Genomic DNA, 24,784 nt, shown 5'->3' with positions numbered 1-24,784 from the left:
CCGTTTCGTTCAGCGCCGGCCCAGCCCGGCAATCGCCTTGTCGACCAGCGCTCGGTCGGCGTTCGCGTCATGGTGCTGGCTGATCACGGCCGCAGCGGCCTTGGCGGCGGCATCGGCGGCCTTGGCGCGGACCTCGGCAACGGCGGCGCGCTCGGCGGCGCCAATCTTGTCCTCGGCCATGCGGGTGCGGCGCTCGACCAGAGCCTCGGCATCGACCTTGGCCTGCGCCACCAGCGCGGCGGCCTCGGTCTCGGCATGGGCGCGGATGTCGGCGGCTTCCTTCTCGGCGGCGGCCGCCTTGGCCTCGTACTCCGCCTTCAGCGCCTCGGCCTCCTCGCGGAGCCGCTGCGATTCGTCGAGATTGGCACGGATCCCGGCGATCTTCTTGTCCAGCGCACGGCCGATCGCGGCCGGAACCTTCTGGATCAGCATGATGACGATCACCGCGACCATCGCCAGTGCGACGTACCAGGTCGCGTCGAAGCCCAGAGCCGTCGGGTTGACGTGCTCCGCACCCTCGCCATGAGCCTCGGTGGTCGTGTTGGTCTCGCCATGAGGAGCGGCGGGCATGCCCTCCAGCCGGTCGGCGTGCTGCAGGTTGTACTCGGCGGCGGCGGATGCGGGGTTCATGGTCGGTTCTCTCCCGCTCAGTGCGCCAGGGCGGCGGTGACAGCACGCTGGACGGCGGCGCGATCGACCCCGGCACCCGACAAGCGGGTGACAATTTCGAGCGCCGCATCGGTCGCGACATCCTCGATGCCGGCCAAAGCGGACTTGCGCGCCTCGTCGAGCCGCGCCTCCGCCTCGGCGGTGCGGGCGGCGATGCCCTCATCCGCACGGGCGACCTGCGCCGCCCCTTCGGCCGAGCCACGGGCCTTGGCCTCGCCGGTCAGCTTCTGGGCGGCGGCACGCGCCTCCGACATATGCTGGCTGTAGGTCGCCTCGGTTTCCCGCGCGCGGGCCTGCGCCCGCTCGGCAGCCGCGAGGTCGTCGGTGATCCGCTTCTCGCGCGCCTCGACCGTCGCCTCGATCTTGGGCAGCATGCCCCGGCCGATGACGAAGTAGATCAGGCCGAAGACGATCAGCAGCCAGAAGATCTGGGATGCGTAGGTCGCGGCGATCTGTGCGATCTGAGGCATGAGCCGGCGAAATCCCCGTTAGAATAAGGGGCGGGACGGCGAACCGCCCCGCCGAAGCAGTTTACGCGACGAAGAGCAGGATCATCGCGACGACGAACGCCAGCAGGCCGAGAAGCTCGGCGGCGGCGAAGCCGATGAAGAGGCGGCCCTGCTGGCTGTCGGCGGCCGACGGGTTGCGCAGCGCCGACGACAGGAACTGGGCGAACACGTTACCCACGCCGAGGGCGGCGAGGCCGAGGCCGACGGCGGCGAGACCGGCGCCGATGAACTTTGCGGCTTCTGCGTCCATTAGAAAACTCCTTAGCTAACCGTTTGTGTTGGAAAGTTTACTCAGTGAAGGTTCACGGCGTCGTTGATGTAAAGCGACGTGAGCAGCGCGAAGACATAGGCCTGGATCGCGCAGACCAGCAGTTCCAGCACGGTGATGCCGATCATCAGGATGAAGCTGGGTGCCGACACGATCGCGCCGTAGAGCGGGCCCGCATTCATGCCGTTGATGACGAAACCGGCCAGCACCTTCATCAGGATGTGGCCCGCCGTCATCGCGACGAACAGTCGCAGCGCCAGGCTGAACGGGCGGACGAGGAAGCTCATCAGCTCGACCACGAACAAGAGCGGGATCATCACGACGGGCGTGCCGTGCGGCACGAACAGCGAGAAGAAGTGGAGGCCGTGCCGCGCGAAGCCGACGATCAGCACGATCGCGAAGCTGATGATGGCGAGCACGCCGGTGACGGTGAAGTGGCTCGTCACGGTGAAGGCGTGGAGGCCGGGGATGATGCCCACCGGCATCATGCCCATCAGGTTCGAGATCAGGATGAACATGAACAGCGAGAAGACGTAGGGCACGAACTTCTTGCCTTCCGGCCCGATGTTCTGCGTCATCATGCCGGAGATGAAGCCGGTGAAGCCCTCGACCGCGGCCTGCCAGCGGCCGGGCACCAGTTCCCGCTTCATGCCGCCCAGCATGAACAGCCAGAACGCGAGCAGCGTCACCACCATCCACAGAGCGGAATTGGTGAACGCGACGTTATAGCCCGCGATCGACAGCTGATTGCCGAACACCGGTTCGATCATGAACTGGTGCATCGGATCGATCTTGCCAGATTCGGCCGCCACGCTTCCCTACCCCCGTATAGCCCGAACGCCCGAAGTCATTCCGGGCGTTCGTTCGAAATCCGAATGATGTTCCTGAAGGCGACCGCGATCCCGAGGAACACGAACCCCAACAGGCCCCAAGGCGAGGTGCCGAACCAGCGGTCGATCAACCACCCGATCAGCGCACCGCCGACAAGCCCCCCGATCAGTTCGGCGAGCACCCGATTGCCTTGGGAATACCCCTTGGACGTCGGTTTGCTCTTGCCGGTCCTGACCGCTTCGGCGTGATGCGCCTTCTGCAGTCGCTCATCGAGCGAAGAGATGCGCGGATCGTGAACGCCGCCGGGGTCTTGCCCGGGCTCATTCGTCTCCATCGCGTGCTCCTTCCTCGGTGATCCCCGTCGGCGATCTCGTCAGGCGGGCAGGACGATGAAGGCGAGCGAGCCCGCCAAGGCGCGGTCCCTTTAGGAAGCGGTTGTCCTCAAGTCAACCGGGCGGCGGGCCCGCTGGATCGCCCCGGCCCGTCGGCGGTTTTTCAAGGCATGAAGAGGCTTATCTCTGCCCTCGCGCTTACGCTCGCCGCCTGCTCGCAGCCGGATGCGGCACCCGATCCTCAGCCGTCGAATCAGACCGGTGCTATTGCGGAACCCGCCCCGGCAGCGGCCGCCGATGTCGTGATCGCCGATAAGAGCGAGCTGTACGACTTCGCCTATGCCTGGCCAGCGGTTGCGGCGGCGATCCCGGCCGTGAACGCGGACCTGGAGGCTGAGGCCAAGCGGCTGAAGGCCAAGGGCGTGAAGGGCGCCGCCGCCGATCAGCAAGAGGCGCGGAAGAACGGCTGGCTATATCGCCAGCACAGCCTCTCGAAGCGCTGGATGGTGAAGGGCGGGTCGGCGGGGCTGCTCAGCCTTGGCGCGGAGTTCGAGGAGTATCTCGGCGGCGCACACGGGATGCAGGGCTTCGACGCTCGGCTGGTCTCACGGAAGCTCGGCCGCGCGATTCCTTTCCGCGAGTTGTTCGTGAACCCGGACCGGGCGCTTACGACGATGAGCGGGCCGTTCTGCGAGACGCTGGACAAGCAGCGAGCCGAGAAGCGCGGGGAGCCGGTGAAGCGCGGGACAGATTTCGAGACGGCGTGCCCGAAGATCGCCGATCAGGTGATCGTGCCGGCCGGGAGTGGCAGGTTTACGACATTCCTCGTGCAGGTCGCTCCATATGAAGCGGGGCCCTATGCCGAGGGCGACTATCAGGTGCCGGTGCCGGTGACGGCGGCACTGCTGGCGGAGATCAGGCCGGAATACCGGGAGGAGTTCGGTCTTAAATGAGCGGGAGCCCTCTCCCCTTGTGGGAGAGGGTTGGGAGAGGGGTCGCGAGCGTCAGCAAGCGTCCCGCCATTCACACTCGGAGGCATCGAGCCTCCTCATGCGATCCCCTCTCCTGACCTCTCCCACAAGGGGAGAGGATAGAGTGGACTACCCGCAATACCCCGGCAGGGCGATCGCGCCGCGCTTCGTCGCCCAGCCGCCGCCGGGCAGCAGGTACGCCCGCCCGTTCGCCAGCCGCGACAGCGTCTGGCAGCCGGCCGCCGCCGCCGCGTCCTTCACCGACACGCCACGCTTGGCGGCAAGGTCGGTGTACGCTGCGCGGCGCTTGATGTTGATCGCCTCGACCTTCGCCTTCAGGTCGCCGGAGCCAGCCTTGGCGAAGCCGAGATAGCCGTCGGCCTGCTCGCCGACGGTTCCGCTGGCGATCGCGGCCGAGACATCGGGGTCGCCCGCCTGTGCGTAGGCGCGGACCGTGACGCCGCCGGCCAGAACCGCCGCCGCGGCCGTGGCGAGGATGATCTTGTTCAAGCGGGTCATTGCGGGAACAACTCCGGATTGTTGGTGATGAGATCCTCGGCATCCTTCTGCAGCCGGACCACGACCTCCTGACGCACGTTCACGTTCAGGTTGATCTCGATCGGCTTTTCCGGCGCCGAGACCTGGACGCAGCCCGCCAGCACCACCGCTCCCGGCAATCCCAGGCCAAACATGCGTCCCGTTCTCATCGCATCCCTCATCGCACAGTCTCGCTTTCCTGTCTCTGAACGTTGGTGTCAGCCGCCGGCAAGTTTCCCCGGATCAGGCTGGTCGGATCGGCGAAGGTGGTGGCGGTGTTGACCAGCCCGCGGAACGGCGCCCGGATGGTGATGTTGAACTTGAAGGGCAGACCGATCAGGCTCTTGCCGAAGCCCTTGACCCCGCCCAGCGGCTCCTGATTGATGCCGTTGAAGACGACCTTGCTGACGATCTCCCCATCCAGCGGCCCGCCGAGTTCGATGGCCAGGTTGCGGTAGCGGATCGACTTCAGCGCATCGAAGGCCATCTTGCCGAAGGTGCCGAGCTGCGCGTTCGACACCTCACCGACATAGGCGAGCGTGCCGCCCTCCCCCCGCGCTGTCAGCCGCCCGCCCTCGATGCGGCCGCCGGTCTTGTCGAACACCATCGGCAGGGTTCCGTCGAACAGGCCGGTGGCGGCGATGTTCTCGAACTCCAGCTGCTGGATGAACTTGCCGGCGTCGAGGCCGGTGACGTTGAACACCATCCGCCGCTTCGCCGCTTCGGAGAAGTCGAGCGTGGTCTCCTCAAACGCGAGATCGCCGCCCGCGAAAGGCCAGAGCCCGCTCTCGATCTTCACGAGCAGTCCGGGGAGCAGCTGGTAGCGCACGACGCCGTCCGCCACCGCCACGCCGGGGTTCACCTCGGCGATCCTGACCTCCTGGCGCGGCGGGGTTTCCAGACCCAGTAGGTCGGTGAAGTGCACGGTTCCTTGCAACCCCTTCACAGGACCAAAGGCGGCGGCGAGGTCGAGGCCATCCGTCCCGAATCGGCCGTCACTGGAGACACCTCGCGCGTCCCATCGGATTTCGCCCCTCCCGTGGACTTCGCCCTCCACATTGGCGACGATCCCGACGGTGAGCGGGGTCAGCGCCTCCGGCTGTAGCCGCTTCTCGCGAAAGGTGATGCCGGGCACGTCGAGCACGGCCTTTCCCGAACCATCGGCAAGCCGGTGGCTGATGTCGACCTGCGCCACGGGGACCCCGCTCTTCGGCTCGTTCAGGTGACCGCCCGCCGCGATCACACCGTTCCCGAGGGTCAGCGCGAAGTCACCCGAGGTCATGTGGCGGAAGCGCGGTGCATCGGCCTGAGCGTCGTCAACTCCGAGGCTGCCCTTGAGCGCCAGTGCCGCCCCCGCGAGCGACCACTCGCCCTGGCCGTCTGAGATGACCAGCGGCACGTTGGCGATCTTGCCCGCCGCCCCCTCGAACCCGCCCGCGATCCCGGCGGCCGTCGCGTCGCCTTTGAGGCCCGAGATATCGAGGCGGGTCGGGTCCTTGCCCGTTCCCAGCCGCACCGACAGAGCCTGCGCTGTGAAGCCGAGGTGGCGCAGCGGCACGTCCACCCGCGCGGCGGTAAGGAGCAGCGGCGCTCCGCCGAGTTCTCCGCCGAGCCTCGGTCGATCGATGCGGATGCCGCCGCCGAGCGCACCGTTCTTCGACACACCCACCAGTGCGGTGCCGTAGAGCGGGCAGAGGTTCAGCCGCACATCGCGGAGGCTGGCGCCGGCGATGTCCAACTGGCGGAAGCCGGCCGGCTGGCACCCCTCCCCAATCAACATCGCACCCGACCCGCTCACCCGTCCGGAGATCGCCGCGCGAAGCCCGGTGATGCGACCATCACCGACTGGGCCGTCCAGCTCCACCACGGTGCCGAAGCGGCTGATCGCGCCGTTCACTGCGGTGAAGCGCACCGGCTCGACCGCCAGGCGCCCACCCGGCACAACAAAGGGCGTCATGCGCAACTCGCCCTCGATCGCACCGCCGGGCGCATCCTGCCGGACATCCGCCGCAACCTCCGGAAAACCGCCGCCAGAGAGCGTCAGCGCCAACGCACCGGAGGTCTTGGCTGCCGCGAAGTCGTAGCGCAGCCCCTCCCCGACCGTCGTCACCAGCTGTGCGCCCGAGGCGCTCAGTGCGTCGATGCTGGCCAGGCGCAGAACGCTCCCCGTCCGGCGATGCGCCACCGTGAACTCCGCGCCCCCGTCAAAGTCCGCGCCTGCCTTCCCGACCGCCGTCGCCAGAGCCGCGCCGATCGGCCCGACCGGAGTGCCCTCCGCCGCGCGCAGGGTCGAGGTCGCGGCGGCGAGGGTGCCACGCGTCAGGGCCGCGCCCCTCACTTCAACCTTGCCCGTCAGATCGGCCGCGCCGCCGCGCGAGCTCCACGTCCCCGTCAGGGCTAGGCGGCGCGCCTCCCCCTGCGGCAACTGCAGCGGCTGGGCGGCGAAGGACAGGCCGCCCGAGGCCCGCTCGGTCGTTCCGGCGAAGGTCGCCTTGCCCGCAATCCGGCCGAGGCTAACGGACCCTGCCGTCGCACCGGCGGCATCGAGCCGGATCGACCCCTCGCCGCCATCCAGCGCCTCGTTCGCCCGCGCGTCGATCCCGAGGAACGGCGCGCGCAGCGACGCACCGCCGCAGGTCAGCGCCGGCACCATCACCGGTCCGGCCACATGCGGCCGATTCGCCTCCGTTTCCAGCGTCAGATCGGAATGGAGCGGCACGGCGTCGCAGCCAGCCGCCGCGAAGGACGGGATGTCGCTGCGGACGCGGCCGCGAAAACCGTCCGACAGCTTGCCGCGACCTTCGATGCGATTGGTCAGCACACCCCAGGGTGTTTCCAGCACGACTTGCGTGTCGCGGATCTCGACGGCGAACTCAGGCAGCTTGAATGGTTCGCCGGTCGGCGCGGGAAGCAGCTTGTCGACTTGGCCGAAGCTGACCGCGCCATCCACCAGCCGCCCGCGCAGCCGCACGCCTTCCGCCACGATCGACGACACGCCGACGCCGCTCAGCCCGTAATAGAGCGTCACCTCGGCCCGCCGCGCCGTCAGGTCCGGGCGGCGCGGATCGCCGATCAGGATGTCTTCGAGCACCTGTGTGCGCAGGCCGATCGCCGCCACGCGATAGCGGCCCGGCACCCCGCGCTTCTCCAACTCGCGCGCGATCAGGCCCGTCGCGATCGGCGTCCGCATCGTCCACAGCGCCATGCTGACAAGGCAAAGCACGGCGAGGATCAGCACCAGCAGGGATTTCGGCTGCAGCCTTACCGCCAATCCCGCCCCCGTATCCCTCTGGCCAACCGAACCTCGGCTCACCTATTCTCCTCAAGATGAATGCCGGATTTGTCCAGCGGGAGTGCAAGGAGGCTTTCCACCCCAACGCCGTTCGCCCTGAGCTTGTCGAAGGGCCAGCGACACGGTCATCTCCAGCCCTTCGACAGGCTCAGGGCGAGCGGGGTTCGGAATATGTCGCGGTTGATAGGGGTAGGAGAATCCGCCTACCCTCACCCACATGGGGGAAGATCATCTCGGTGAGGGTCACCGCGCGCGCCTGCGCCAGCGACTGTTCGACGGTGGCGGGGATGCGCTGCTCGACCATGAATTGCTCGAATACCTGCTCACCCTGTCGATCCGGCGCGGCGACACCAAGGCGATCGCCAAGCGCCTGATCGACGCGTTCGGCAGCTTCGGCGCGGTCCTGACCGCCGACGCCAAGGCGCTGGCCCGCATTGGCGGCATCGGCGACACCTCGATCGCCGCGATCAAGATCGCGCAGGCGAGCGCCCTTCGCCTCCTGCAGAAGCAGGTACTCGACCGACCCGTCCTCTCGAACTGGCAGGCGCTGCTCGACTACCTTCAGGCCGATATGGGGCATCTCGACATCGAGCGGGTCCGCGTCCTCCACCTCAACGCCAAGAACATGCTGATGCGCGACGAGCCGATCTCCGAGGGATCGACCAGCGAGGCGGCGATCTACGTGCGGGAGGTTGTGCGCCGCGCCATCGACCTCGGATCGGCGGCGCTGATCATCGTCCACAACCATCCGAGCGGCGATCCCTCACCGAGCCGTCAGGACATCGCCATCACCCGCGAGCTGATCGCCGCCGCCAAGCCGCTCAAGATCCAGGTTCACGACCACATCATCGTCTCGGCAAGCGGGCATAAGAGCCTGCGGGCGGAGGGGCTTCTCTAAGTCCGTTCGCCCTGAGCCTGTCGAAGGGCAAGGGAGACGGTCGGCGCTGGCCCTTCGACAGGCTCAGGGCGAACGACGTTGGTGTATGAGGTTATCTCGGGCCCGCTTGCCCGATTTTAACCCGCGCCGCATAGATCACCCGCCATGCCGCCGGTCGAAACCCTCGTCCTGATCGTTAACTACCGCACGCCGGAGCTGTCGATCGCGTGCCTCCAATCGCTCGCGCCGGAGATCGCGCCGGGGATCAACGCGATCATCGTCGACAACGATTCGGGCGACGGTTCGGCGGAGAAGATCGCGGCGGCGGTGGAGGCGAACGGCTGGGGCAGCTGGTGCCGCTTTCGCGCACTGCCCAGGAATGGCGGCTTCGCCTACGGCAACAACGAGGCACTAGCCCGGTGGAAAGCGGAGACCGGCCGGCCCACGCCGAAATACGTCTGGCTGCTCAACCCCGACACGCTCGTCCGCCCGGGCGCGATCGGTGCGCTCACCCGCTTCATGGACGCGCATCCGACGGCCGGCATCACCGGCGGACGATCTGAGGAGATGGACGGCACGGCGATCTACAGCGCCTTCCGCTTTCACCGCCCCTTCAACGAACTGCTCGAAGCACTCGACTTCGGTCCCCTCCACCGGCTCTTCGCCAGCAAGATCGTTGCGCCCGCGCCGGTCGATCACCCGATCCGCGCCGATTGGGTGGCCGGCGCCAGCATGATGGTACGCGGCGACCTGATCGATCGCATCGGCTTCCTCGACGAAAGCTACTTCATGTATTTCGAGGAGACGGATTTTTGCCTGCGCGCGGCGCGTGCCGGGGCCGAATGCTGGTATGTGCCCGAAAGCCGGATCGTCCACCTCGTCGGTGCCAGTTCCGGCGTCACGGGTGCGACGGCCAAGGTGAAGCGCCGTCCGCGCTACTGGTTCGAGTCGCGCCGCCGCTATTTTGCCAAGAACTTCGGCAGCGGGGCGTTCCACGCCGCCAATGCAGCATGGCTCTTCGGGCGTCCTGTCGGCCGGCTCCTCGCGCGCCTGCGCGGCAAACCGGTCACCGACCCGCCGCATCTCTGGGGCGACATGATCCGCCACAATTACGGATCGGGCGCATGACGGATCGACCGCAGTCCGACATCGATCTCGGCCGGTTCAACCACAACCCGCCCGGCCTCTCCTTCGCCGCCCTCCTCCGCGAGGATTTCGCGACCCACGGCCGCGACATCTTCAGCCAGGGGTTCTGGGCGATCGCCGTCCACCGTCTCGGCAACTGGCGCATGGGGTTCCGCAGCAAGCTGGTCCGCACGCCGCTGACCATCCTTTACCGCGTCATGCACAAGCTGGTGGAATGGATGGGCGGGATCGACCTCGGCTACACCGTCATTGTCGGCCGCCGCGTCCGCATCTGGCACCATAGCGGCATGACGCTGGAGGCACTGTCGATCGGCGACGACGTCCAGATCCGCCAGAACACCACCTTCGGCCTGCGCCGCCACAACGACCCGCGCTGGCTGAAGCCGGTGATTGAGGCCGGGTGCGATATCGGCGCAGGGGCGGTGATCGTCGGCTCGATCACCGTCGGCGCGGGATCGATGATCGGGGCGAACGTCGTCCTCGCTCAGGACGTGCCGCCCGGCAGCATTGTCACCGTGCCCCGGCCGGTCATCCGGCCGCTCAATCGGGTCGATTGAAGCCCCTCTCCCGCTCTGCTACCCGCCGCCCTTTCTCCTGACAGGACGGCTCAATGGTTCCGCGTTACTCCCGGCCCGACATGGTGGCGATCTGGACGCCCGAGGCGAGGTTTCGCATCTGGTTCGAGATCGAGGCCCATGCCACCGAGGCGCTGGCCGAACTCGGCGTCGTGCCGAAGTCGGCGGCCAAGGCGCTCTGGGACTGGTGGGCGACCAAGCCGGACATCGACGTTGAGGCCATCGACGCCATCGAGGCAGTCACCAAGCACGACGTCATCGCCTTCCTGACCTGGGTGGCGGAGCAGGTCGGCGACGAGGCGCGCTTCATGCACCAGGGTATGACCAGCTCCGACGTGCTCGACACCTGCCTTGCCGTGCAACTGGCGCGGGCAAGCGACATCCTGATCGCCGATCTCGAAAAGCTGCTGACAGTGATCGAGCGCCGCGCCTTCGAGCACAAGATGACGCCGACCATCGGTCGCAGCCACGGCATCCATGCCGAGCCGGTGACCTTCGGCCTGAAGCTCGCCGAGGCTCATGCCGAGTTCGCCCGCAACCTCACCCGCCTCAAGGCCGCGCGCGCCGACGTCGCGACCTGCGCGATCTCGGGCGCGGTCGGCACCTTCGCCAATATCGACCCGCGCGTGGAGGAGCATGTCGCAGAGAAGCTCGGCCTCGGGGTCGAGCCGGTCTCCACCCAGGTTATCCCGCGCGACCGCCACGCGATGTTCTTCGCGACGCTCGGCGTCATCGCCTCCTCGATCGAGCGGCTCGCGACCGAGATCCGCCACCTCCAGCGTACCGAGGTGCTTGAGGCGGAGGAGTATTTCTCCCCCGGCCAGAAGGGCTCATCGGCGATGCCGCACAAGCGCAACCCGGTGCTGACCGAAAACCTGACCGGCCTCGCCCGCATGATCCGCGGCTATGTCACCCCGGCTTTGGAGAACGTCGCCCTCTGGCACGAGCGGGACATCAGCCACTCCTCGGTCGAGCGCTATATCGGTCCCGACGCGACCATCACCCTGGACTTCGCGCTCGCCCGGCTAACCGGAGTGATCGACAAGTTGCTCGTCTATCCGGAGCGGATGGAGAAGAACCTCAACAAGATGGGTGGCCTCGTCCATTCCCAGCGCGTGCTGCTGGCGCTGACCCAGGCCGGGGTGAGCCGCGAGGACTCTTATCGCCTCGTCCAGCGCAACGCGATGAAGGTGTGGGAATCGGACGGCCAGCTCTCGCTGCTACAACTGCTCAAGGACGATCCGGAGGTGACGCTGTCGGACGCCGAGCTGGAGGAGAAGTTCGACCTCGGCTACCACCTGAAGCATGTCGACACGATCTTCCGCCGGGTGTTCGGCCGGGCGTGAGCGTGCGCCTGCCCGTCCACGAGGCCCTTCGTGAGGGGACGCGTGACGCCCATGACCGCGTCGACGCGGCATTCGGTGCCTTCGACCTGAGCGATCCGTCCGACTACCGCCGCTTCCTGCGGGCGCATGCACGCGCGTTCATCCCCGTCGAGCAGGCGATCGACTGCATCGGCATCGAGGCGATGGTGCCGGACTGGACGGGACGCCGCCGCGCCGATCGCATTCTCGCGGACCTTCAGGCTTTGGAGGAGACCGCACCGGATCTGACGCCCTTGAAACTCACCGACACCGATGCGGCACTCGGCGCGCTCTATGTTCTGGAAGGGTCGCGGCTCGGCGGCGCGATGCTGGCGCGGCGCATTCCGGCCGACCTGCCCCGCACCTATCTCGGGACAGCGCAGACGCCCGGCGCATGGCGGAAGTTGCTGGAAATCCTTGGATCGACGCTTTATTCCCCGGAGAGCGTCGAGGCTGCTTTGGCTTCGGCCCGTGCCGTGTTCGACCGCTTCGAGGCGGCGGCCCGCGCCGAACGAGGTATGCGTTGAACGAAATCCCGTCGCCCGTCGATCTCACGAATTGCGATCGCGAGCCGATCCACCTGCTTGGTGCAATCCAGCCGATCGGCTTCCTTGTCGCGGTGACGAGCGACTGGCTGATCAGCCGTGTCTCCCGCAACATCGGCGACTATACCGGGCGCGAGGCGGAGCCGCTGATCGGCCTGCCGCTCACCGAGATCTTCACGGCCGACGCGATCCATTCGATCCGCAACCGCATGACCGTCATGCGCGGCGAGGATTCGATGGAGCGGCTGTTCGCCCATTGTCTCTTCGACAACGACCGCCTCTTCGACGTCGCCGTCCACTTCTCCAACGGCACGATCGTGATCGAGGCGGAGCCGAGCGACGCCGCCGATTCGATTGACGCGGCGGGCACGGTCCGCCTGATGATGTCGAGACTGGACGACACCAACACGCTCGACGCCTTCTTCCGCGAGGGCGCGCGGCAGGTCCGCGCCCTGACGGGCTTCGATCGCGTCATGGTCTATCGTTTTGACGACGCCGGCTCGGGCGAGGTGGTGGCGGAAGCGGCGCGCAGCGGCCTCGGCAGCTTCATGGGCCTGCGTTACCCCGCAAGCGACATTCCGGCGCAGGCCCGCAAGCTCTATCAGCGCAACATCTTCCGGGTGATCGCGGATATCGAGGCGAAGCCGGTGCCGATCTTCCCTGCGCTGGATACCGCCGGTAATCAGCTCGACCTCTCGCTCTCGATCATGCGCTCGGTCTCGCCGATCCATATCGAATATCTCAAGAACATGGGCGTCGGGGCCTCGCTGTCCATCTCGATCATCGTCGAGGGGCGGCTCTGGGGCCTGTTCGCCTGCCATCACTACAGCCCGCGCTGTCCGTCCTTCGAGCGGCGCACGACGGCCGAGCTGTTCGGCCAGATGTTCGCAATGAAGCTCGAGAGCCGCGAGCGGAAGGAAGCAGCCGACTACCAGCGCCGCGCCCGCGACGTGTCCGACCGCATCCTCGCCGCAATCGCCGGCGACGCCTCGCTGCTCGACGATCCCTCCTGGCTGACCGAGACGATCGGCAAGGCGATCCCAGCGGACGGTATCGCCGTGTGGATCGATGGTCGGCAGGCGACATCCGGCATGACACCTCCCGCCGATGCTCTGGCAGCGCTGGTTCGCACGCTGAACGGCACCGCCGCCTCGCGTGTCTTCGCCACCGACCGCATCGCCGGTTTCTTTCCGGCGGGCGAGGTGTGGTCTGATCGGGCGGCCGGGCTGATGGCGATCCCGATTTCTCGCAGTCCGCGCGATTATGTCATTCTCTTCCGGCAGGAAATGGTGCGCACCGTCCGTTGGGCCGGCGATCCCCATAAGCCGATCGAGTACGGCCCGAACGGCCCGCGTCTCACCCCGCGCAAGAGCTTCGAGGCATGGTCGGAACTGGTCCACGGCCGATCCCAGCCTTTCAGCCCGGCGGAGATGGGCGTCGCCGAGGCCCTGCGGGCTACCCTGATCGAGGTCGTCCTCCGCCTCTCGGACGCGGCGCATGCCGAGCGGGAACGCTTCGGCGAGCGGCAGGAGCTGCTGATTGCCGAACTCAACCACCGCGTCCGCAACATCCTGAGCCTGATCCGGGGTATCATCCGCCAGTCCCGCCGGGATGGCGTGTCGAGCGACGCGTATATCGCCGAGGTAGACGGCCGCGTGCAGGCGCTTGCCCGCGCGCACAACCAGATTACCGAGGACCATTGGGGCCCCGCCCCCCTTGCCAACCTGATCGAGACCGAGGCGGGCGCCTATCTCCCGCACCGGGCCGAAGCGCTCAAGATGTCGGGGCCGGACGTACTGCTCGACCCGCTCGCCTTCTCCACCATGGCGCTCGTCGTGCATGAGTTGATGACCAACTGCGTCAAGTACGGATCGCTCTCACGCGACGGGACGTTGGCGGTGAACTGGAAGCGCACGGCGGACGGTGATCTCCTGGTCGAGTGGACCGAAAGGGGCGGGCCGCCGGTGCAGGCCCCCACCCGCGAGGGCTTCGGTTCGACCATCATCGGCCGATCGGTGCCCTACGATCTCGGCGGTAAGGCGGACATCCGCTATCGTCTGGGCGGGTTGGAGGCCTCCTTCTGCATTCCGGCCCGCCATGTCACGGTGCGCGCGGAACGGATCGTGCGGGATGCGGTTACCCCCCAGTATGATCACGGCGCGGGTGAAGATCCGGCCAAGATCGCGCGCGCGCTAGAAGGCCAGACGGTTCTCCTGGTGGAGGACAGCCTGATCATCGCTCTGGATGCCGAGGATCTGCTGATGGGGCTCGGCGCCAAGCGGGTCCTTCCCGCAGCGGGCGTTCGCGATGCGCTGTCGACCATCGACCGGGATCAGCCCTCGCTCGCCATCCTGGACATCAATCTCGGCGACCAGGTCAGCTTCCCGATCGCGTCGCGCCTCAAGGAGCTGGGCGTCCCCTTCATCTTCGCCACCGGGTACGGCGAACAGGCTCAGCTGCCGGGCGAGCTGGCGGAGAGCGGCATCCTGCAGAAGCCGTTCACCGCGGAGCGTCTCGTCGCGGCGATCACCCGCATCGCCGACTGATCGACGCAGCCGCAAAGCTGCCGGCGGACGCCCGTGCTCTTGTGGTCATGTGATCCAGATGACGCCTGCGGGATCAAACGCAGGTCGTCTACCCTCAAACATGTTATCCGTGTGCCTGTCGTCCGCCGGTATGCCACCGGAGGTCGGCTCGCCTTGGCGCGTCACGCCGACAACAGGGTTGAAGCGGCGTTAATCGGTGGATGAACTAAGATGCTGACCGCAAACCTGAATTTCTTAACGCGCTGGAAACCACGCGCTTCCATCATCGCTTCAATCCTCCTGATCTATTCGCTGCTCATCGGATGTGAACCGGCGATTGGATCTCGAATGCCTACGATCGGAATGAACCTGACCGCGGTGAACTACTGGTCCAAGCAGGCGCCGTTCCTGGACCGCTTCAAGACCTCGGGCCCCTGGTCGGGAACGCGCGGCGACTGGAGCTTCGACGCCGCGGTCCAGCTTTCCTACGACAAGAACGGTTACCCGACCGGGGTGCCGGAGGGCTATCAGTCGATCCGCTCCCTCGTGGCCGTCGATCCGATCGGCGACGGGCCGACCAACCGCTATGTCATCAGCTACGAGGGCACCGGCACTGTCGGCGTCTTCTGCGGAAAGATCATCAGCTCGGAACCCGGGAAGGTTGTGGTCGAGTTCACCGGCCCCGGCTATGCCATGGGCGTCGAGATCAAGAACATGTCGGCGAGCGACCCGATCACCGGGATCCATGTAGTCCGGGAGGATCAGCAGGCGCTGTTCGAATCCGGAAAGACCTTCAATCCCGAGTTCATCGAGAAAGTCGAGAACTGGGACATGCTGCGCATGATGGACTGGCAGGGGACCAACGAGTCCAAGGAAGTCGACTGGAACACCCGGTCTGTCGAGAGCTCGGCCAGCTACGCCAATAACGGCGTGCCGCTGGAGATCATGGTCAAGCTCGCGAATGAGACCAAGACCGACCTGTGGCTGAACGTCCCCACCCTTGCTGACGACAATTACGTCAAGCAGATGGCGGCTTTCGTGAAGGAGCACCTTGACCCTTCGCTGAAGGTCAACTTCGAATATTCCAACGAGATGTGGAACTGGGGCTTCAAGGCCTCGGATATCGCGCTGGAAAAAGGCAACGAGCTTTGGGGCACGGATGCGAACGGCGACGGCACGATCAATCGCAACGACCCCAATGAACATTTCGCGGCCGGCTGGGTCACCTATTACGGCTACCGCGCCGCGCAGGTGGCGGCGATCACCAACGATGTCTTCGGCAGCGACGACCGCCTGGTCAACGTTCTGACCTCCCAGACCTACTATGGCGATCTTGCCAATTATGTCGCGGACGGGGTCGCCCGTGCAGGCAAGGGGTCGGTCGGAACGCTGTTCGACGCGTTCGCCATCACGACCTACTTCGACGTTCTAAGCGGCGCGACTGGCGGCAAGGATCTTGAGACCCTGCTGTCCTGGGCGCGATCCGGTGAGGCCGGTATGGCCGCTGCCTTCGAAGAGATCCGCACCGGCGCGAAGCTGTCGACCGGTGGCTCGCTCAAGGATCTGAAGGATATTTACGCCTTCTTCTCCGCCTTCACCGCCAAGCACGGCCTGGATCTGATCGCCTATGAGGGCGGCGCCCACCTTACGACCAATCTTTTCTTGGGCGACACCCAGACCGAGATGCAGACGTTCTTCGCGAAGCTGATGAACGACCCGCGGATGGGCGATCTCTACACGCAGATGGCCAACGACTTCGGCGCCGCTGGCGGCAAGGAACTGGTCGCGTTCCAGGACGTGGGAGACTCCTCCAAGTTCGGCTACTGGGGCATTCTGGACAGCATCTATCAAGACAGCAGCCCGCGCTATGACGCGCTGAAGGCCGTTTCCGCCGCAGCCCGCGCCGAGGGCGGCGTCCAGGGTGGTGGCAGCGACATGCCTAGGCCCGGCGCGCCAGCGGAAGACCACACCCTTACCGGAACGAATGCCGACGACACGTTCCTGGTGACGAATGCCGAGCAGACGGTCGTCGAGCAGCTGAACGGCGGAACCGACACCATCAAGGTCGCTCTCGCCTCCTACACCCTGCCCGCGAATGTGGAGCGGCTGATCTATACCGGCACCGGCGCTTTCACCGGCACGGGCAACGAACTCGACAACCAGCTTCTCGGCGGCGCTGCCAACGACACGCTGTCGGGTGCTGCGGGCAAGGACACTCTGGACGGCGGCGCCGGCGCGGATTCGCTGGCGGGCGGCATCGGCGACGACACCTATCTCGTCGACCACGTCCGCGACCTCGTCAGCGAGGCGGCGAAGGTCGGCATCGACACCGTCCTGGCGAGCGTCGACTACGTCCTGCCCGTCAATGTCGAGAACCTGCTCCTGGAAGGAAGCGCGAACCTGCGCGGCACCGGCAACGCGCTCGACAACAACATCTTCGGCAACTCAGGCGCCAACATCCTGATGGGTGGCCTCGGCAACGACCTCCTGAGCGGCATGGACGGCAATGACCGTCTGTCCGGCGAGGCGGGTGACGACGTGATCGACGGCGGCAAGGGCGCCGACCAGATGATCGGCGCGGCGGGCAACGACACCTACTTCGTCGACAATGTCGGCGACATGGTGGTCGAGGCGGCCTATGGCGGCACCGACACGCTCTACTGCTCGGTCAGCTACCAGCTGCCGTTGAATGTCGAGCGCATGATCATGCTGGACGGCGCCACCCGTGGCGTCGGCAGCTACATGTCCGACTTCATCCAGGACTGCACGACCAAGAAGGGCGTGTGGATCGAGCTGGGTGGCGACAACGGCAACGACACCATCATCGGCGGCGTCGCCAACAACCGCATCGCGGGCGGCAATGGCGACGACTCGCTGATGGGCGGCGACGGCGACGATGTCCTGCGCGGCGGCAAGGGTGCCGATACGCTGGTCGGCGGCGCGGGCGCAGATCGCTTCGTCTTCGCCAACGACCTGAGCAAAACTCCGACGTCGATCGTCACCGACTTCTCCAGCCGGCAAGGCGACAAGCTGGAGCTGAAGATGCTGGCGCCCTTCGTCACCGGGAATGGCAAGGGGCTTTCGTTCATCGGCAGCGACGCCTTCACCGGCCATGCCGGCGAAGTGCGCGTCAGCGGCGATGGACAGTACACCGTCGCGATCGACATGGATGGCGACAAGTCGGTGGACTTCTCCTTCAAGGTCTCCGCGCTCGGCCCGCTGCAGGCCGCCGACTTCGTCCTCGTCTAAGATCGCATCGAAGGACAGGCATGGTGGGCGCAGCAGGGATTGAACCTGCGACCCCACCCGTGTGAAGGGTGTGCTCTACCGCTGAGCTATGCGCCCATGCCTGGGGTCGCCACCGGACCGTTCGTCCGGGGAGAGGGCGCGGATAACGGGTCGATCGCGGCTTGTCCAGCGGCGCGAAAGCGTCGCCGGACAAGCCCGCCGATCAGTTCACCGTTTCCTTCAGCGCCTTGCCGGCGCGGAACTTCGGCAGGCTCGATTCGGCGATGTTCATCACCTGCCCGGTGCGCGGATTGCGTCCGGTAGAGGCCTTGCGCCGGGTAACCGAGAAGGTCCCGAAGCCGACGAGGCGTACATCCTCTCCGGACTTCAACGTCTCGCTGATCGTCTCAAGCGCGCATTCGATAAGGCGACCGGCGTCGCTGCGCGCGACGCCAACTTCACTCGCAACCTTTGCGATAAGGTCCTGCTTGTTCATCGCATCCCCTCTCTTCAGCCGTTCTCCGAGTCGGACGGCCGTTGGAGCGATCTAATCGTATCAGGGGCGTGTCTGTCAAAAGGAAACGAATCCGCCGAAAATGGCGGAAGCTGACCTAATGATGAACAGGGTTCTCCTCGGCCGCTGCCGGGCTGCCGACCGGAGGCTGGGCGGCCAGTTCGTCCGTCTCGGTCCACTCGATCGGATCGAGCGGGGAGACCAGCGCCACCGCCAGCACCTCATCCACATGGCGCACGGGGACGATCTTCAGCCCGTCGCGGATCGTCGCCGGAATATCGGCCAGGTCCTTCTCGTTCTCGGCCGGGATCAGCACCGTGGCAATGCCGCCGCGCAACGCCGCCAGCAGCTTCTCCTTCAGGCCACCGATCGGCAGCACGCGGCCGCGCAGCGTCACCTCGCCGGTCATCGCCACGTCCTTGCGCACCGGCACGCCGGTCAGCGTCGACAGGATCGCCGTCACCATGCCGATGCCGGCTGACGGGCCGTCCTTAGGCACCGCGCCCTCGGGCAGGTGGATGTGGATGTCCCGGCGGGCGAACAAGCTCGGCTTCACGCCAAAGCTCGGCGCGCGCGCGCGGACGAAGGAGAACGCCGCCTGGATCGACTCCTGCATCACGTCGCCCAGCTTGCCGGTCGTCTTGATCCCACCCTTGCCGGGCACCGTCACCGCCTCAATGGTCAGCAGTTCGCCGCCGACCTCGGTCCAAGCGAGACCGGTGACCGCACCGATCTGATCCTCCTCCTCGGACACGCCGAAGCGAAACTTCCTGACACCGGAATAGTCAGCGAGGTTCTCCGGGGTGATCTCGACCCGTTCGGCCTTGCCCTCCAGTATCTGGCGCAGGCTCTTGCGCGCAAGCTTGGCGATCTCGCGCTCCAGCGTGCGGACGCCCGCTTCCCGCGTGTAGTACCGGATCAGGTCGCGCAGGCCCGCCTCGGTCAGCGTGAACTCGCCGCTCTTCAGGCCATGCGCCTCGATCTGCTTGCCGATCAGGTGGCTCTGCGCGATCTCGACCTTCTCGTCCTCGGTATAGCCCTCAAGCCGGATGATCTCCATGCGGTCGAGCAACGGCTGCGGCAGGTTCAGGCTGTTCGCCGTACAGACGAACATCACGTCCGACAGATCGAAGTCGATTTCCAGGTAATGGTCCTGGAACTTGGCGTTCTGCTCCGGATCGAGCACCTCCAGCAGGGCCGAGGCCGGATCACCCCGGAAATCCTGACCAAGCTTGTCGATCTCGTCGAGCAGGAACAGCGGGTTGGACGTGCCCGCCTTCTTCAGGTTCGACACGATCTTGCCCGGGAGCGAGCCGATATACGTCCGGCGATGGCCGCGGATCTCCGCCTCGTCGCGTACGCCGCCCAGCGACTGGCGGATGAACTCGCGCCCGGTCGCCTTGGCGATCGACTTGCCGAGGCTGGTCTTGCCCACGCCCGGCGGGCCGACGAGGCACAGGATCGGCCCCTTCAGCCGGTTGGTCCGCGCCTGCACCGCCAGATACTCGACGATCCGGTCCTTGACCTTCTCAAGGCCGTGATGATCGGCGTCGAGCACCGCCTGCGCGGCGGCGATGTCCTTCTTGACCTTGGACTTCTTGCCCCATGGGAGGCCGAGCAGAACCTCAAGATAGTTGCGGATCACCGTCGCCTCGGCCGACATCGGCGCCATCGACTTCAGCTTCTTCAGCTCGGTCGTCGCCTTGGCGCGCGCCTCCTTCGACAGCTTCAGCGTCGCGACCTTCTGGGTCAGTTCGGCGAGTTCGTCGCCGCCCTCCTCGCCGTCCGAATTGCCCAGCTCGCGCTGGATCGCCTTCAGCTGCTCGTTGAGGTAGTATTCGCGCTGCGTCTTCTCCATCTGGCGCTTCACGCGGCTGCGGATCTTCTTCTCGACCTGCAGGACGCCCAGTTCGCCCTCCATCAGGCTGAACACCATCTCAAGACGGCGGACCGGATCCAGCTCGTCCAGAAGCGCCTGCTTGTCGGAAACCTTGACCGAAAGGTTGGCGGCGACCGCATCGGACAGCCGCGAGGGCTCATCGATCTGCGCCACCTGAACCGCCGTCTCGTCCGGCAGCTTCTTGTTGACCTTCACATAGTTGTCGAACTGCTCGATCACCGAGCGCTGCAGCGCGACCGCCTCGCTGTTGTCCGAGGCCGCGTCCGCCAGCGGCTCGACAACCGCGACCAGATGCGCGCCTTCGACGCGCAGGGTGTCGATTCGCGCACGCTGGCGCCCCTCGACCAGCACCCGTACCGTGCCGTCGGGCAGCTTCAGCAACTGCAGCACCGTCGCCGTGACGCCGATCGCGAACAAGGCCTCGACATCGGGGTCGTCATTCGCCGGGTCGCGCTGCGCAACCAGGAAGATCGCCTTGTCCGCCGCCATCGCGGCCTCAAGCGCCGCCACCGACTTGTCACGCCCGACGAACAGGGGGACGATCATGTGCGGGAACACGACGATGTCGCGCAGGGGGAGAACGGGCAGGGTCTCGGTCATCATCACTCCACGGCGGGAACCCCGCCAACATAGATGTATATGGAGCCTTGTGTGCGACACGCAATGATCGGCGCGCTTCCGGCGCGAGGCGACGTGACAAAGCGTTGCTGGACAGGTGTTCACCCCTGACCTTCTTCGCTCACGCTGCGATAGACGCGCGATGCGAAAGCTCGCCCTCCTCCTATCCCTTATAGCCGCTTCGCCGACCTTGGCGGCGACCCGCGAAGACGAACAGCTCTGGGTGAACGCCACGGTCATGGGGCCTGTCGCGGGCGATCTCGTCTACTTCGCCGAGGTCCAGCCGCGCTTCGACCAGGGCGTCTCGCATCTCGGCCAGTTGCTTCTGCGTCCCGCGATCGGCTTGCGGCTATCCCCGGCGGTCACCGTCTACCAGGGCTACGCCCATGTCGCCTTGCCCATCGAAGGCGGACGTGACCGCAACGAGGAGCGCAGCTTTCAGCAGGTAAGCTGGACGATCAGCCCCACCCTCTCCTCCCGCACCCGCCTGGAGCAGCGCTGGCTGTCCGACGGCAACGACACCGGCTGGCGCGTGCGCGAGATGATCCGGGCCGAAACGCCGCTCGGGTCGGACCGGGACGGGATCGCCGCGCTCGGCTATGCGGAAGTCTTCGTCGCCCTCAACGATACCGATTGGGGCGCCCGCAAGGGCTTCGACCAGCTCCGTACCTTCGCCGGCCTCGAACTGCCGCTGAAGGGCAAGTCCACGATCGAAGCCGGCTATCTCAACCAGCTCGTCGACCGCCCGCGCGGGGACAAGGCAGTCAACCACGTCGCGTCGATCTCGCTCTTCATGCGGTACTGATCGCACGAGTTCGCACGCTCGCCGAAGGTCGTGGTCCCGCGATGGAACAGCGACCGGGAACAAGGCTGTGCGAGGCGCAGGGGCAGGAATGCGTCGCCTTCCTCAGCACGTACGGGATCGCCGGCAATTCGGGTCTCGCCTATCTCGGCGACTGCCTGCCCTTCGGCGGCTGCAACTCGAATCGATCTCCGGCCTCGGCGATCTGGTCCAGGGCAGCGTCTTGGGCGCCAATCTCGACGAGGTGATGTTCTCCAAGCTGAACTACCATGACCTCACCTTCTCGGCGACGATCACCCCGACGGCGGCCGTGCCGGAGCCGACGAGCTGGGCGATGATGATCGCGGGATTCGGCCTGGTCGGCAGCGCGATGCGTCGTCGTCCGGCGAACGCCGCCGTTCGCTTCGCCTGACACGAAAAGACCCGCCGGATCGCTCCGGCGGGTCACTTTTCAAGCTTGCTTGCCGAGGCTCAGGCCGCGTCGCCGCCCGCCTGGCCCTTGCCCTTCTTGGCATAGACGCGGACCGGGTCCTTGCGGCCCTCAACCACGTCCTTGTCGATCAGCACCTCGTCGATGCTGTCCGCACCCGGCAGGTCGAACATGGTGTCGAGCAGGATGCCCTCCATGATCGACCGCAGGCCGCGCGCGCCGGTCTTCCGCTCGATCGCCTTCTTGGCGATGGCGATCAGGGCGTCGTCGGTGAAGGACAGCTTGGTGTCCTCCATGTCGAACAGCTTCTGGTACTGCTTAACCAGAGCGTTCTTCGGCTCGGAGAGAATCTTGACCAAAGCGGTCTCGTCCAGATCCTCCAGCGTCGCGATGACGGGCAGGCGGCCGACGAACTCCGGAATCAGGCCGAACTTCAGCAGATCCTCGGGCTCGCACTGACGCAGCACTTCGCCGGTGCGCCGCTCCTCGGGCGAAGCGACCATCGCGCCGAAACCGATCGACTTGCCCTGCAGGCGGTCGCCGATGATCTTCTCAAGGCCCGAGAACGCGCCGCCGCAGATGAACAGGATGTTCGTCGTGTCGACCTGCAGGAACTCTTGCTGCGGATGCTTGCGCCCGCCCTGCGGCGGCACGGAGGCGGTGGTGCCCTCCATCAGCTTCAGCAGCGCCTGCTGCACGCCCTCGCCCGAGACGTCGCGGGTGATCGAGGGGTTGTCCGCCTTGCGGCTGATCTTGTCGATCTCGTCGATGTAGACGATGCCGCGCTGCGCCCGCTCGACATTGTAGTCGGAGGCCTGGAGCAGCTTGAGAATGATGTTCTCGACATCCTCACCGACATAGCCCGCTTCGGTCAGCGTCGTCGCGTCCGCCATGGTGAACGGCACGTCGAACGTCTTGGCCAGCGTCTGGGCGAGCAGCGTCTTGCCGCAGCCGGTGGGGCCGACGAGCAGGATGTTGGACTTCGCCAACTCGACATCGGCACCCTTCGCGCCGTGGTTCAGCCGCTTGTAATGGTTGTGGACCGCCACCGAGAGGACGCGCTTCGCTTTCGCCTGCCCGATCACATACTGGTCGAGGACGTCGCAGATCTCCTGCGGGCTCGGCACGCCGCCGTCACCCTTGCGCGCGAGCGCACCCTTCGTCTCCTCGCGGATGATGTCGTTGCACAGCTCGACGCACTCATCGCAGATGAAGACGGTGGGGCCTGCGATCAGCTTGCGCACCTCGTGCTGCGACTTGCCGCAGAACGAACAATACAGGGTGCTCTTGCTGTCGCCGCCGGAAAGCTTTGTCATAATGTCCTTTACCCTCGGAACGCCGAGTCGGCGCCCATCCTAGTCCCCGCCTTTGCGAACCGGCAAGGTTTGACCCGCGCCGCCGCCGCCGGCGGTCCTGCCGCACCCTGCCAATATGGATGGCCGCGAGCCTAGAACAACCCCGATCTGAGGAGGTTGCGGTCGCAGCGCGTCCATGCCCGAATCAGCGAACGCCCGGATCAGAAAGTCGGCGCCTCGCGCTCGGCGACGGCTTCCGCCCGCGGGCGTCGCTCGCCGACCTTCGCCTCCCGCGACCAGCGCTGCGCCGGCCGCTCGATGAAGGTGTAGGTGAAGTGGGCAGCGACGATGCTCAGGGCGAGGACCACGAGCGACAACGCATCGCTGACCAGAGGTGACGCGACCACCTGATTATGCCCGTCTACTGTCCCGACAATGTCTATGCGTCCCCCCGATAGCCGCTCCACGGCGCTCAGGACGTTGATGAACCGGAGCTGCAGGAAAAAGTGGATCATGTAGATCGAGTAGGACAGTGTCCCGACGAGGAGGAACGGTCGCAGCTTCAGCAGCCGGCTGATCCCCCCGCCCTCCCGCGCGAAGAGCGACACGACGACGAAGAAGAGCGGCGGCACCGCGATGGAAAACGGCCCGCTCTTCGCCGTGACGATCAGCGCTATCACGGCGATGACCGCCGCCGCCTCACCCAAGGTTGCGAGGGCGAAGGCCGGGCGAACAGTCTGGCTCCGGCCTGCGTGTATGCGGTAGGCGACAACCCCCAGCGAGAAGCCGAAGAGGCACCGGGCCAGCGCGCCATCGTGAAACACGTTCAGATACCGGTCGGTGAGCAGGAAGACGTAGAGGCCGGCCACGACCGCAACCGCGATGGAAGCGGCCACGACCCACCCGCGCGTCCATCGGAACAGCAGCGCGAAGATGAGGTAGGTCCACATCTCGGCCTGGATGCTCCAGCTGACGCCGTTCCAGTTGGCGACACCGTCCGGACCATAGAAGATCTGCACGAGGAACAGGCTGGCGATGAACGATCCGATGCTGTTCGATCCTTCAAACGGGCGGCGATCCGCACCGCCCATCAACCCGGTCCAGAAAGCAAGTTCGAACGCCAGGAAGACGAGCAGCATGAACAGATGCAGCGGGTAGATGCGGCCCAGCCGCAGCCACATGAAACGGCCGATCGGAAACCCGCTTTCCAGGCGTGCGCCATAGCTGGCGCAGATCACGAACCCGCTCAGGACGAAGAAGAAGTCCACGAACATCCAGCCATGGGACACCAGGGTGGAGTTCGCGATATAGCCGGTGGTGTGGAAGTGCAGCAGCACGATCATGCTGGCGCACACGCCGCGCAGGCTGTCGAGCACCTCGAAACGCTCGCCCTTCGCCGCCTGACTGCCCATCGCTGCACCCCCGCTGCCTGCCCGACCCTTATGTCGTCAGTGCTTACGAGGCCTCATTAGCGAGACAAGCCTTAAGACACGCCTACCTCGGCGCGATTACATCAGCCAGTAGGGGCAAAGCGGGACCGGAGACGATCCCGCTTC

At 66.2% G+C, this 24,784-nt stretch carries 21 protein-coding genes, 1 tRNA gene and 1 pseudogene; 10 read left to right on the top strand and 13 right to left on the bottom strand.

The genetic code is table 11. The features are described from left to right. Positions 1–9: 9 nt before the first annotated feature. The 5 genes from ACM608_RS05280 to ACM608_RS05260 form a co-directional block, all read right to left on the bottom strand. The gene (locus tag ACM608_RS05280) at positions 10–630 is read right to left on the bottom strand and encodes a F0F1 ATP synthase subunit B (protein ID WP_419682211.1); all 621 of its coding nucleotides are present in this window, start codon (positions 628–630) and stop codon (positions 10–12) included. 17 nt (positions 631–647) lie between these two features. Then, positions 648–1,139, bottom strand: coding sequence for an ATPase (locus tag ACM608_RS05275; RefSeq protein ID WP_419682210.1), 492 nt, complete (start codon positions 1,137–1,139; stop codon positions 648–650). A gap of 61 nt (positions 1,140–1,200) precedes the next feature. Then, a complete protein-coding gene (locus tag ACM608_RS05270) occupies positions 1,201–1,428 on the bottom strand; it encodes a F0F1 ATP synthase subunit C (protein ID WP_419682209.1) in 228 nt (75 codons plus the stop codon). A gap of 41 nt (positions 1,429–1,469) precedes the next feature. Beyond that, positions 1,470–2,258: a F0F1 ATP synthase subunit A gene (locus ACM608_RS05265; RefSeq protein ID WP_419682208.1), complete on the bottom strand. Its 789-nt coding sequence runs from the start codon at positions 2,256–2,258 to the stop codon at positions 1,470–1,472. A gap of 35 nt (positions 2,259–2,293) precedes the next feature. Continuing rightward, positions 2,294–2,611, bottom strand: coding sequence for an AtpZ/AtpI family protein (locus ACM608_RS05260; RefSeq protein WP_419682207.1), 318 nt, complete (start codon positions 2,609–2,611; stop codon positions 2,294–2,296). A gap of 168 nt (positions 2,612–2,779) precedes the next feature. On the opposite strand from ACM608_RS05260, the gene ACM608_RS05255 reads away from it, so the two are divergent. Then, positions 2,780–3,562 (top strand): PdaC/SigV domain-containing protein, encoded by a 783-nt coding sequence (locus tag ACM608_RS05255; RefSeq protein ID WP_419682206.1) that lies wholly within the window; start codon positions 2,780–2,782, stop codon positions 3,560–3,562. Between the two features lie 147 nt (positions 3,563–3,709). On the opposite strand, the gene ACM608_RS05250 is transcribed toward ACM608_RS05255, so the two are convergent. Genes ACM608_RS05250 through ACM608_RS05240 form a run of 3 tightly spaced genes read right to left on the bottom strand, consistent with a single transcriptional unit; the run spans position 3,710 to position 7,388 of the window. After that, a complete protein-coding gene (locus ACM608_RS05250) occupies positions 3,710–4,099 on the bottom strand; it encodes a YdbL family protein (RefSeq protein WP_419682205.1) in 390 nt (129 codons plus the stop codon). Beyond that, positions 4,096–4,287 (bottom strand): YnbE family lipoprotein, encoded by a 192-nt coding sequence (locus ACM608_RS05245; protein ID WP_419682204.1) that lies wholly within the window; start codon positions 4,285–4,287, stop codon positions 4,096–4,098. The genes ACM608_RS05250 and ACM608_RS05245 overlap by 4 nt, the downstream gene beginning before the upstream one ends. Positions 4,288–4,295: 8 nt before the next feature. Continuing rightward, on the bottom strand, positions 4,296–7,388 hold the full coding sequence (locus ACM608_RS05240; protein ID WP_419682203.1) for an intermembrane phospholipid transport protein YdbH family protein: 3,093 nt from the start codon (positions 7,386–7,388) through the stop codon (positions 4,296–4,298). Between the two features lie 238 nt (positions 7,389–7,626). Here ACM608_RS05240 and radC point away from each other — a divergent pair, with 238 nt between their 5' ends. The 7 genes from radC to ACM608_RS05205 all read left to right on the top strand — a co-directional run bounded on the left by radC (position 7,627) and on the right by ACM608_RS05205 (position 17,690). Beyond that, complete coding sequence (gene radC, locus ACM608_RS05235) at positions 7,627–8,307, top strand: RadC family protein (protein ID WP_419682202.1); 681 nt, start codon at positions 7,627–7,629, stop codon at positions 8,305–8,307. A gap of 144 nt (positions 8,308–8,451) precedes the next feature. Continuing rightward, positions 8,452–9,414, top strand: coding sequence for a glycosyltransferase family 2 protein (locus ACM608_RS05230; protein WP_419682201.1), 963 nt, complete (start codon positions 8,452–8,454; stop codon positions 9,412–9,414). Further along, positions 9,411–9,989, top strand: a complete 579-nt coding sequence (locus tag ACM608_RS05225) for a serine O-acetyltransferase (RefSeq protein ID WP_419682200.1) — start codon at positions 9,411–9,413, stop codon at positions 9,987–9,989. The genes ACM608_RS05230 and ACM608_RS05225 overlap by 4 nt, the downstream gene beginning before the upstream one ends. 53 nt (positions 9,990–10,042) lie before the next feature. Then, on the top strand, positions 10,043–11,353 hold the full coding sequence (purB, locus tag ACM608_RS05220; protein ID WP_419682199.1) for an adenylosuccinate lyase: 1,311 nt from the start codon (positions 10,043–10,045) through the stop codon (positions 11,351–11,353). Beyond that, the gene (locus ACM608_RS05215) at positions 11,350–11,898 is read left to right on the top strand and encodes a biliverdin-producing heme oxygenase (RefSeq protein ID WP_419682198.1); all 549 of its coding nucleotides are present in this window, start codon (positions 11,350–11,352) and stop codon (positions 11,896–11,898) included. Before purB ends, ACM608_RS05215 begins: the two co-directional genes overlap by 4 nt. Then, complete coding sequence (locus tag ACM608_RS05210) at positions 11,895–14,462, top strand: HWE histidine kinase domain-containing protein (protein ID WP_419682197.1); 2,568 nt, start codon at positions 11,895–11,897, stop codon at positions 14,460–14,462. The genes ACM608_RS05215 and ACM608_RS05210 overlap by 4 nt, the downstream gene beginning before the upstream one ends. Positions 14,463–14,789: 327 nt before the next feature. Beyond that, positions 14,790–17,690: a calcium-binding protein gene (locus tag ACM608_RS05205; protein ID WP_419682196.1), complete on the top strand. Its 2,901-nt coding sequence runs from the start codon at positions 14,790–14,792 to the stop codon at positions 17,688–17,690. A 21-nt stretch (positions 17,691–17,711) separates the two neighbouring features. Here ACM608_RS05205 and ACM608_RS05200 read toward each other — a convergent pair. The 3 genes from ACM608_RS05200 to lon form a co-directional block, all read right to left on the bottom strand. Beyond that, a tRNA-Val gene (locus tag ACM608_RS05200) sits at positions 17,712–17,786 on the bottom strand. 106 nt (positions 17,787–17,892) lie between these two features. Next, positions 17,893–18,183, bottom strand: a complete 291-nt coding sequence (locus ACM608_RS05195; RefSeq protein WP_419685104.1) for an HU family DNA-binding protein — start codon at positions 18,181–18,183, stop codon at positions 17,893–17,895. A gap of 97 nt (positions 18,184–18,280) precedes the next feature. Continuing rightward, positions 18,281–20,683 (bottom strand): endopeptidase La, encoded by a 2,403-nt coding sequence (gene lon, locus ACM608_RS05190; RefSeq protein ID WP_419682195.1) that lies wholly within the window; start codon positions 20,681–20,683, stop codon positions 18,281–18,283. Positions 20,684–20,843: 160 nt separating this feature from the next. Between lon and ACM608_RS05185 the strand changes: the two genes are divergently transcribed. Both ACM608_RS05185 and ACM608_RS05180 read left to right on the top strand, forming a co-directional pair. Further along, entirely contained in the window at positions 20,844–21,506 is a 663-nt protein-coding gene (locus ACM608_RS05185; RefSeq protein ID WP_419682194.1) for a DUF2490 domain-containing protein, read from the top strand. A 304-nt stretch (positions 21,507–21,810) separates the two neighbouring features. Further along, positions 21,811–21,915 (top strand): annotated as a pseudogene (locus ACM608_RS05180) (PEPxxWA-CTERM sorting domain-containing protein); the annotation flags it as partial. Positions 21,916–21,974: 59 nt separating this feature from the next. Here ACM608_RS05180 and clpX read toward each other — a convergent pair. After that, entirely contained in the window at positions 21,975–23,249 is a 1,275-nt protein-coding gene (clpX, locus tag ACM608_RS05175) for an ATP-dependent Clp protease ATP-binding subunit ClpX (RefSeq protein ID WP_419682193.1), read from the bottom strand. A gap of 200 nt (positions 23,250–23,449) precedes the next feature. After that, positions 23,450–24,640 carry an acyltransferase family protein gene (locus ACM608_RS05170; RefSeq protein ID WP_419682192.1) on the bottom strand — a complete coding sequence of 397 codons (1,191 nt, stop codon included), beginning with the start codon at positions 24,638–24,640 and terminating at the stop codon, positions 23,450–23,452. Positions 24,641–24,784: the final 144 nt, after the last annotated feature.

It is taken from the genome of Sphingomonas sp. ID0503, from assembly GCF_048565625.1.
Classification (GTDB): Bacteria; Pseudomonadota; Alphaproteobacteria; order Sphingomonadales; family Sphingomonadaceae; genus JBLZUR01.
This window is presented reverse-complemented; position numbering and strand designations above follow the sequence as displayed.